This is a genomic window from Nonomuraea lactucae (assembly GCF_003313395.1).
GTDB lineage: Bacteria > Actinomycetota > Actinomycetes > Streptosporangiales > Streptosporangiaceae > Nonomuraea > Nonomuraea lactucae.
The window spans coordinates 1-5,258 of record NZ_QNFZ01000803.1; the positions used below are offsets into that span (position 1 = coordinate 1).

General features: G+C 73.5%; 3 protein-coding genes and 1 pseudogene. 3 read left to right on the top strand and 1 reads right to left on the bottom strand.

Translation table 11 applies throughout. The features are described from left to right. Window positions 1–324 (top strand): annotated as a pseudogene (locus tag DQW85_RS28045) (hypothetical protein); the annotation flags it as partial. Window positions 325–407: 83 nt separating this feature from the next. Here DQW85_RS28045 and DQW85_RS28050 read toward each other — a convergent pair. Then, entirely contained in the window at window positions 408–1,589 is a 1,182-nt protein-coding gene (locus tag DQW85_RS28050; protein WP_113702892.1) for an ROK family transcriptional regulator, read from the bottom strand. 140 nt (window positions 1,590–1,729) lie between these two features. On the opposite strand from DQW85_RS28050, the gene zwf reads away from it, so the two are divergent. Continuing rightward, complete coding sequence (gene zwf, locus DQW85_RS28055; protein ID WP_420819191.1) at window positions 1,730–3,268, top strand: glucose-6-phosphate dehydrogenase; 1,539 nt, start codon at window positions 1,730–1,732, stop codon at window positions 3,266–3,268. A 47-nt stretch (window positions 3,269–3,315) separates the two neighbouring features. Beyond that, on the top strand, window positions 3,316–5,258 hold a 1,943-nt coding region (gene edd / locus DQW85_RS28060; RefSeq protein WP_240197474.1), incomplete at its 3' end, for a phosphogluconate dehydratase.

Sequence of the window (5,258 nt, forward strand, 5' to 3'; positions counted from 1 at the left end):
ACCCGCACCCCCGCCCCGGACCACACCGCCTCGCACCCGGCCAGTCCCACCGCCGGCCCGGACGGCAGCCCGGCCGCCACGCGGGCGCGGCGCACCTTCGAGCCCACGCCGGCGAGGCGTACACCCGACCCCTCGCCCTCAGGGCAGGGGCCCGTCAGGCCCGTGCGGACCAGCCACCCGCCCACCGCCACGGACGGTCCGCCGCCCACCAGGACCGAGGACCCCCAGGCGCGGCACACACCACCCGGCCAGACGAAGAGACCTGACAAGCAGGACAAGGGCGACAGGGGCGTCAAGGGCCACCAGGGCGACGCGCAGGACTAGGTCGCCGGCCTCAGCCGCTCACGAAAGGATCAGGCAGCGCGGCAGGATCAGGCAGTGCGGCAGGATCAGGCAGTGCGGCAGGATCAGGCCGTGCGGCGGGCCAGGCTGTCGTCGACGGCGTCCGGGGACAGCACGTGGTCGAGGACCATCACCGCGCAGCCGCTGATGCCCGCGCCCGCGCCCAGCCGGCTCGGCTCGATGCGCAGCCTGCGCGTGGCGAGCGCGGTCGAGCGGCGGTAGACCACCTCGCGGATGCTCGACACGAGCGGCCCGAACGCCTCGGCCACGTCGCCGCCCAGCACCACGACCGACGGGTTGAGGATGTTGACCGCCCCGGCCAGCACCTCGCCGATCCGGCGTCCCGCCTCGCGTACGGTCGCCATCGTCGCGGCGTCGCCCGCGCGCACCAGGGCGGTGACGTCGCCGATGGTCTTGACGTCCTTGCCCGCGTCGCGGAGCTGGCGCAGCAGCGCGGTGCCGCTCGCCACCGAGTCGACGCAGTCGACGTTGCCGCAGCGGCACAGCACGCCGCCGCCGTCGAGGACCGGGATGTGCCCGATCTCGCCGGCCGCGCCCATCGCGCCGCGCAGGATCTCGCCGCCCGCGATCACGCCCGCGCCGATCCGGGTGGACACCTTCACGAACATCAGGTCGCCCAGCTCGGGATAGACGCCCCGGTGCTCGCCGATGGCGAGCACGTTCACGTCGTTGTCGACCAGGACGGGCACCGGGAACCGCTCGCCGAGGATGGGCGGGATCACCACGCCGGTCCAGGACGCCATCACCCTGGCGCTCTCGGTGCGGCCCTCGGCGAACTCGACCGTCGCCGGGACGCCCATGCCCACGCCCTTGATCATCGCCCGGGGGCGGTCCGCGAGGAGCTCGTCCCAGGTGTCCATGAGCAGCGGCAGCACCACGTCGGGCCCCTGCTCCACGTCAATGGCGAACTCGCGCCCGGCCAGCTCGCGCGCCGCCAGGTCGCAGACCGCGACCCTGGTCCGGGTCGCGCCCAGTGCCGCGACGAGGACCACACCGCCCGCCGCGTTGAACTCCAGCCGGACCGGGGGCCGCCCGCCGGTGGAGGGGGCGTCGGCGCGCTCGACGACCAGGCCGCGCTCGAGCAGCTCGCCCACGCGCAGCTGCACCGCCGGCCGTGAGAGGCCGGTGACCCGGCCGAGGTCCGCCCGCGTCACGGCCTCGCCCGTGCGGATGAGGCGGAGCACCTCGCCACTCGTGGCGAGCGTCGCGGCGGTACGTCGAGGCATCGGCTAAGTGAATCACAGGAGGTTAGGTAATGAAAAGTCGCGACTTTTTCATCTCAGATGCCAAAACTCAGCTTGTGTGTGACCCAAACTCTGACTAATGTCCGTTCTGTCCCTCTTGTAGATCATCGGAGTGTCCCGCCGTGTCCTCCCTCACGACGTCCCCCGTGCCGGTGTCCGCTGCCCACACCGCCGACCTGGTGGTGTTCGGCGGCACCGGAGACCTGTCCATGCGCAAGCTGCTCCCGGCGCTGTACCACAGCGACAGGGACGGCCGGCTCTCCCCCGAGACCCGCGTCATCGCCCTGTCCCGGGGCGGGCTGGACGACGCCGACTTCCGCGGCAAGGTGGACGCCGAGGTACGCGACCAGGTGCCCGCAGACGACCCCGCCGGATGGCGGCGCTTCCTCGGCCGCCTGCGCCACGTGTCGGTCGACGTGGGCGGCCTGGACCCCCAGGGCGCGGGCGAGCAAGGCGCGGGCGAGGCCCGGAGGGTGGGCCGCCGGTCCGGGTGGGAGACGCTGGCCGCCCTGCTGGCCGGGCACGAGGACCGCGACCGCGTCTTCTACCTGGCGAGCCCGCCGCGGACGTTCGGCGCGTTCTGCCGCGAGGCGGCCGGGGCCGGGCTGGTCACCCCGCGCTCCCGGGTGGTGCTGGAGAAGCCGCTCGGCCACGACCTGGCCAGCGCGCAGCGCATCAACGACGAGGTCGGCGCCATCTTCGACGAGCGGCAGATCTTCCGGATCGACCACTACCTGGGCAAGGAGACCGTGCAGAACCTGCTCGTGCTCCGCTTCGCCAACGCCTTCCTGGAGCCGATCTGGAACTCCCTCTGGATCGACCACGTGCAGATCACCGCGGCCGAGACCGTCGGCACGCCCGGCAGGCGCGGCTACTACGACCACGCGGGCGCCCTGCGTGACATGGTGCAGAACCACCTGCTCCAGCTCCTCTGCCTGACCGCGATGGAGCCCCCGGCGCGCAACGACCGCGAGGCCATCCGCGACGAGAAGGTGAAGGTGCTGCAGGCGCTGCGCCCGATCACGGGCGGCGAGGTGGACAGGTTCACCGTGCGCGGCCAGTACGTCGAGGGCGGCGGCATGCCCGGCTACCTGGACGAGCCCGCCTCCACCCCGCCGACCGAGGAGTCGTGCCGGGTGGAGACGTTCACCGCGATCCGCGCCGAGATCAGGAACTGGCGCTGGGCCGGGGTGCCGTTCTACCTGCGCACCGGCAAGCGGATGCCGCGGCGCACGTCGGAGATCGTGGTGCGGTTCAAGGACGTGCCGCACTCCATCTACCCCGGTGGCACGCCGAACCGCCTGGTCCTGCGGCTGCAGCCGGAGGAGGGCATCGAGCTGCACATCATGGCCAAGGAGCCCGGCGCGGGCGAGGTCACGCTCAAGCCGGTGCCGCTGAGCCTCAGCTTCGGCGAGACGTTCACCGCGCGGGTCCCCGAGGCGTACGAGCGGCTGCTGACCGACGTGCTGTCAGGCAACCCCACGCTGTTCATGCGCCGCGACGAGGTGGAGGCCGCCTGGCGCTGGATCGACCCGATCCTGGCCGCCTGGGAGGCGTCCCCCGGCCTGCCCGAGCCCTACCCCGCCGGGACGAGCGGCCCCGCCGGCGCCCGCGAACTGCTCGGCCGCAGCGGCCGATCCTGGCACGAGGAGGAGTCGTGACCCCGCCCACCGTCCCAGGCAGCCGCCCGCCCCACGAAGGAGCGTCCATGAACCCCGTCGTCCAGGAGATCACGGACCGGATCGCCGAGCGCAGCCGCGCCAGCCGTACGGTCTATCTGGACCGGATCCGCCGCGACGGCGAGAGGGCCCGCGCCAAGGGGCCGGCGCGGGCCCACCTGGGCTGCGCCAATCTGGCGCACGGCTTCGCCGCCGCGCCCGCCGAGGACAAGCCCGTGCTCAGGGGCACGGCCAAGCCGGGCGTGGCGATCGTGACCAGCTACAACGACATGCTCTCCGCGCACCAGCCGTACGAGGCGTACCCGCCGGTGCTGAAGGCGGCGGTGCGCGCGGCGGGCGGCGTCGCGCAGGTGGCGGGCGGCGTGCCCGCGATGTGCGACGGCATCACCCAGGGCCGCCCCGGCATGGAGCTGTCGCTCTACAGCCGCGACGTGATCGCCATGGCGACGGCCATCGCGCTGTCGCACGACATGTTCGACGCGACGCTGCTGCTCGGCGTCTGCGACAAGATCGTGCCGGGCCTGCTGATCGGGGCGCTGCACTTCGGGCACCTGCCCGCGGTGTTCGTGCCCGCGGGACCGATGACGTCGGGGCTGCCGAACAAGGTCAAGGCACGCACCCGCCAGCTGTTCGCCGAGGGCAAGGTGGGGCGCGGGGAGCTGCTCGACGCCGAGGCCGAGTCGTACCACTCCCCCGGCACCTGCACCTTCTACGGCACCGCCAACTCCAACCAGGCGCTCATGGAGGTCATGGGCCTGCACCTGCCGGGTTCGACGTTCGTCAACCCGCACACCGAGCTGCGGCAGGCGCTGACCGGGGCGGCCGGGCGCAGGGCGGTGGAGATCACCGCGCACGGCGGCGAGTACACCCCGGTGGGCGAGCTGGTCGACGAGAAGGCGATCGTGAACGCCTGCGTCGCCCTGCTGGCAACCGGCGGCTCCACCAACCACACGCTCCACCTGGTCGCCATGGCCGCCGCGGCGGGCACCGTGCTCACCTGGGACGACCTGGCGTGCCTGTCGAAGGTGGTGCCGTCGCTGACCCGCATCTACCCCAACGGCCAGGCCGACGTGAACCACTTCCGCGACGCCGGCGGCATGCAGGTGCTCATCGGCGACCTGATCGACGAGGGACTGCTCCACGCCGACGTGCTGACGGTGGCCGGGCGCGGGCTCGACCGCTACCGCTCGGCTCCCGCGCTGCGCGACGGCGCGCTGGTGTGGGAGGACGTCACCGGCGGCAGCCAGGACCTGGACGTGCTGCGGCCGGTGGCCGATCCGTTCGCGGCCGACGGCGGCATCCACATGGTCGAGGGCAACCTGGGCCGCGCGGTGAGCAAGGTGTCGGCGGTCAAGCCGGAGCACCTGGTGATCGAGGCTCCGGCCAAGGTCTTCGACGACCAGCTCGAACTGCTGCGCGCGTTCGAGGCCGGGGCGCTGGACGGGCAGGACTTCGTGGCCGTCATCCGCTACCAGGGGCCGAGTGCCAACGGCATGCCCGAGCTGCACAAGCTCACGCCGCCGCTGGCCGTGCTCCTCGATCGGGGGCAGCGGGTGGCGATCGTCACCGACGGGCGGATGTCCGGCGCGTCCGGGAAGGTGCCCGCCGCCATCCACCTGTCGCCGGAGGCGGCCGACGGGGGGCCGATCGCGCTGGTCCGCGAGGGCGACGTGATCCGGCTCGACTCCGCGGCCGGGACGCTGGAGCTGCTGGTCCCAGCGGAGGAGCTCGCCCGGCGCGCCCCGGCGGGGCGGCCACTGAGCGACGCCCAGTGGGTGGGCACGGGGCGGGAGCTGTTCGCGACCTTCCGCCGCATGGCGGGGCACGCCGAGCAAGGGGCGGGCATCTTCGGCGTCAGCGGCGCCGAGTCCCCGCACCACGGCCCGGGCCTCGGCTTCCCGTCCGAGGCCGGCGCCTCCCACCTGGAGTCCGGCGGGGCGGGGCCCGGCAGTGCGGCGTCCGGCGGGGCGGC

Bases quoted from the DNA above. Each gene is read 5' to 3' on its own strand.
- DQW85_RS28050 (WP_113702892.1), bottom strand. From the start codon at position 1,589: ATGCCTCGACGTACCGCCGCGACGCTCGCCACGAGTGGCGAGGTGCTC.